4 protein-coding genes are annotated in these 4,081 nt (G+C 42.8%); 3 read left to right on the plus strand and 1 reads right to left on the minus strand.

All coding sequences use genetic code 11. The features are described 5' to 3' along the window. The first annotated feature begins 150 nt into the window (after positions 1 to 150). Together E2L07_RS13435 and E2L07_RS13440 are read left to right on the plus strand one after the other, a co-directional pair. Positions 151 to 888: an SDR family NAD(P)-dependent oxidoreductase gene (locus E2L07_RS13435; protein WP_134229818.1), complete on the plus strand. Its 738-nt coding sequence runs from the start codon at positions 151 to 153 to the stop codon at positions 886 to 888. Positions 889 to 947: 59 nt separating this feature from the next. Continuing rightward, positions 948 to 1,811, plus strand: a complete 864-nt coding sequence (locus E2L07_RS13440) for an SDR family oxidoreductase (protein ID WP_134229819.1) — start codon at positions 948 to 950, stop codon at positions 1,809 to 1,811. Between the two features lie 109 nt (positions 1,812 to 1,920). Here E2L07_RS13440 and E2L07_RS13445 read toward each other — a convergent pair whose 3' ends face one another. After that, positions 1,921 to 2,442, minus strand: a complete 522-nt coding sequence (locus tag E2L07_RS13445; RefSeq protein ID WP_053431434.1) for a Rok-like winged helix domain-containing protein — start codon at positions 2,440 to 2,442, stop codon at positions 1,921 to 1,923. 135 nt (positions 2,443 to 2,577) lie between these two features. On the opposite strand from E2L07_RS13445, the gene E2L07_RS13450 reads away from it, so the two are divergent. Further along, the gene (locus E2L07_RS13450) at positions 2,578 to 3,765 is read left to right on the plus strand and encodes an IS256 family transposase (protein ID WP_134228649.1); all 1,188 of its coding nucleotides are present in this window, start codon (positions 2,578 to 2,580) and stop codon (positions 3,763 to 3,765) included. Positions 3,766 to 4,081: the final 316 nt, after the last annotated feature.

Raw genomic sequence — 4,081 nt, forward strand, 5'->3', positions numbered from 1 at the left:
TTTCTGGAATTGGGTGTTTGGTAACCTCAATTATCTACAGAAATCAGGGAGTGGCAATTTTTTTGCTTATAAAGCCCTCTAATATAGGATTTAATAGCCTATTTTTATATAAAGTTTTGACAATACGTTTTCAGGTGGGGGGGGAAAGGTATGACAAAGCGGATCGTTTTAGTAACAGGAGCGGCACAAGGGATTGGTACTGAGATCGCGGCAGCGTTTGCAGCGGCTGGAGATCGGGTCATTCTTGCAGATGTCAATGTTGATAGAGGGCATGAGGCGGCTGAACGAATCACGCAAAATGGAGAGGCGCGATTTATACATTGCGACGTAAAAAACATTAGTGAGATTAACCATTTGTTCGCTCAAATCAGAGGCGAGGAAGGTAGTCTTGATGTCCTCATAAACAATGCTGGGATTTCCATCTGGAAAAACCTCTTTGACGTCACAGAGGAAGCATGGGATGAAGTGATTCACACGAACGTAAGGAGTGTATTTTTCTGTTCTCAACAGGCAGCACGGCTCATGAAAAAAGGTGGAGGTGGAGCGATTATTAATATTGCCTCCACTCGCGCGTTCATGTCTGAGCCTGATTCCGAGATGTACGCTGCAGCGAAAGGAGGAGTCATTGCTTTAACCCACGCTTTGGCCGCCTCTCTTCAGCCTTATAATATACGTGTAAACTCCATTAGTCCCGGTTGGATCCATACGGGAAAAAGGGAGGAGCTTCGTCCAATTGATCATAAGCAGCATTTTTCTAATCGGGTTGGAACCCCAGCAGATATTGCCTCTGCGTGCTTATTTTTGGCGAGTAACGAACAACAATTTATCAACGGTGAAAATCTAATCATTGATGGAGGAATGACGAAGAAAATGATTTATGAACCATAAGATCGGATGGTTAATTTGAGAAAAGGTGGGGAAAGTAGTTCATGAAGGAGAGATGTTTCATGACCAAACAATACCCATCAAGTCAACCACCGCAACATCAGATGAAACAACCGGGCATTGAGGAAGAGATGAACCCTCGTCCAGTTTTTGATCGGGCAGATTACCGAGGGAGCGGAAAATTGTCAGGAAAGGTAGCTCTCATTACAGGAGGGGATAGTGGGATTGGCCGGGCAGTTGCAGTTGCCTTTGCCAAGGAAGGTGCAAAAGTCGCTATTTCTTACTTAGATGAACACGGGGACGCGAATGAAACAAAGCAGTATGTGGAACAGATTGGCGGAGTGTGCCACTTGCTTCCAGGGGATGTGTGTGAAGAGGCTATCTGTCAACAAATCGTTCAAGAGACTGTTAACCAATTTGGACGTTTGGACATTGTCGTCAATAACGCAGCAGAACAGCATCCACAAGCAGGGCTTGAAGCGATCGATTCCACTCAGTTAGAACAAACGTTCCGCACGAATGTATTTTCCTTTTTTTACACAACGAAAGCGGCCCTTCCTCACTTGCAGCAAGGGGCTTCCATCATTAATACAACGTCCATCACAGCCTATCAAGGAAGTAAGGACTTAATTGATTATGCGTCCACCAAAGGAGCGATCGTTGCCTTTACTCGTTCCTTGTCAGAATCGATCGTTGGACAAGGGATTAGAGTTAATGGTGTCGCGCCAGGACCAATTTGGACCCCGCTCATTCCAGCAAGCTTTGACGCACAAAAAGTGGCACAGTTTGGCAGTGATACACCGATGAAGCGTGCGGGGCAGCCTGAAGAATTAGCCGCTGCCTACGTTTATTTGGCATCAGATGACTCATCATATGTCAGCGGTCAGGTTCTTCATGTAAATGGTGGAGTTATCGTCAATGGATAAAAGCTTGGGGTGTTAAGCCCCAAGCTTTTGCACGTTAAAGAAGTTTTTTTGTAAACGACTAAAGCATAAGAAAAACAACAGGTTTCGCTAAAGGGCTTGGCGATAAGTGTTAAACCTCGTCTGAGGAAGGGGGGGCATATTCAAACAGCCCACGGCCAACTTTGCGAATGTTACGATCAACCGACATGACTTTTTTCATGACGTAATCAACGCTCGCCCATTTCAATAAACCATTTCCTTTAAGCATTTCCTTCATTTCTTTGCGAGTAACAGGCTCCCGTCGCTCCATTAAAAAGCTTTTTATCTGTTGGTGGACTTCTTCAATGCTTCGTTCTTCTTGGAAAGAAGTTGTCGCCAGATTGGTCCCTGTGTTTTTTTCTTTGGGAGGCATATCATTTAAGATTGATTGGATTGGAGGAGATGATTCAATCATTTGTTGAATGTCTTTCCAAATTTGCTCTTTGTTATCTTCATCTAATGGATTAACGTCGGTAGGCAACTCGATCTGCCGTTCAACATTATCTAGTTCCCTAATTCGATTAAGTAAAAATAAGGTTTCTTTCGATAGACGGTCTTTTTCTTCTTGTATCTCCTTTAAACGTTGTTTAATCGCCTCTCGTTCGGTAAACATAACATCACACCTTTAGTGAGAGTGTAAAATATTTTGTGTAAATAGAAATGCACTAAATGATGTTCATAGAAAAAAGAAGACCCTTTCTGTAGAATAAAGTTAGCCGACTAAATTCACAGAAAAGAGGTCTTCCCTATGAATCATCTTACTACAGATTTAATCGAAGCACTAGCACAAAAACAAGATATCGAAGAAGTTTTTCGTCAGCATTTGGAAACAGCTATCAATCAGCTGTTGAAACATGAATTAACTGTCTTTTTAGACTATGAGCCTTATGATCGAGAAGGTTTTCATTCTGGTAATTCCCGTAATGGCTTTTACGATCGTACGTTTAAAACCGAATACGGAGAACTACATCTTCGTATCCCTAGAGACCGTAATGGCGAGTTCCAACAACAAACAATAGCTCCTTATAAGCGTTCCAATGATACGCTGGAACAGTTTGTCATTCATCTTTATGAAAAAGGGATTACGACAAATGAAATCGCTAATCTTATCGAGCGAATGTATGGACATCACTATTCCAAACAAACGGTTTCGAACCTAACGCAACTTGTTTCTGAAGACGTGCAGGCTTTCCATGAACGAAAGCTGGAAGAACGCTATGTGTGCATTTACCTAGATGCCACTCATATTCCGATTCGACGTCAAACGGTTGAAAAAGAAGCTGTCTACATCGCTATTGGTATTACGGAAGAAGGAAACAAAGAAGTTTTAGACTTTACCATTGCACCAACAGAGTCTTCTCACGTATGGGAAGAACTCATCCAATGCCTACATGAGCGAGGAGTAGAAAACGTCCTTCTTTTCATTTCCGATGGATTGCCAGGGATGACGGATAGCATTCATCGCGTCTATCCAAAGGCGAAGCATCAAGTGTGCTGTGTACATGTCGCTCGAAACATTTCCAGTAAAGTACGTGTAAAGGATCGCGCAGCCATTCTCGATGATTTCAAGGCTGTCTATCAAGCGAAAGACCGTGAAGAAGCTTTAGAAGCCTTAGAACAAATGCAAAGTAAGTGGGAAAAGCCCTATCCACGTGTCATTGAATCTGTGATGAACAATGAACAGATCTTAACGTTTTATGATTTTCCAGCTTCCATTCGTCGCAGCATCTACTCGACAAATTTAATTGAAGCTTTTAACAAAGAAATCAAACGATATGTCAAACGCAAAGAACAATTCCCGAATGAAGAATCCTTAGAACGTTTTCTCGTGACACGGTTTCTAGACTATAATCACAAATTTGGCATGCGTTGTCATCGAGGCTTTGAAAAGGCAAAATCAGAATTGATACACATGTTTGAAGCACTAGAATATTAAGCTCTAGCACCAATCCGCCATCCTTGACCTTGTTTGCGGTCGTGGTGTTGTGTACGTTGGCGGATGGGAAAAATAAAGCCCTATGTGGGACTTCATCCGCACACCGAGCGTACCACGACCGACCTTTTCTAAGTTCTCGCTGGCTGGGTCCCTGAACCCAACCAGCAAGAACTAAGAAAAGGCACAAGGTCAAGGACAAGCAGCTACCGCTGTGGCTCTGTGTTTCACCTAAAATAGAAGTTTTACCAAGTAAAATAAGCAGGGCTAACCTATCTACTAGAAACAGGGGTATTTACACAAAATTATTGACACACCC

It is taken from the genome of Halalkalibacterium halodurans (assembly GCF_004376175.1).
GTDB lineage: Bacteria > Bacillota > Bacilli > Bacillales > Bacillaceae_D > Halalkalibacterium > Halalkalibacterium halodurans.

Coding starts and splice junctions, on each gene's coding strand:
- E2L07_RS13450 (WP_134228649.1), top strand. CDS start 2,578: ATGAATCATCTTACTACAGATTTAATCGAAGCACTAGCACAAAAACAA.
- E2L07_RS13445 (WP_053431434.1), bottom strand. CDS start 2,442: ATGTTTACCGAACGAGAGGCGATTAAACAACGTTTAAAGGAGATACAA.
- E2L07_RS13440 (WP_134229819.1), top strand. CDS start 948: ATGACCAAACAATACCCATCAAGTCAACCACCGCAACATCAGATGAAA.
- E2L07_RS13435 (WP_134229818.1), top strand. CDS start 151: ATGACAAAGCGGATCGTTTTAGTAACAGGAGCGGCACAAGGGATTGGT.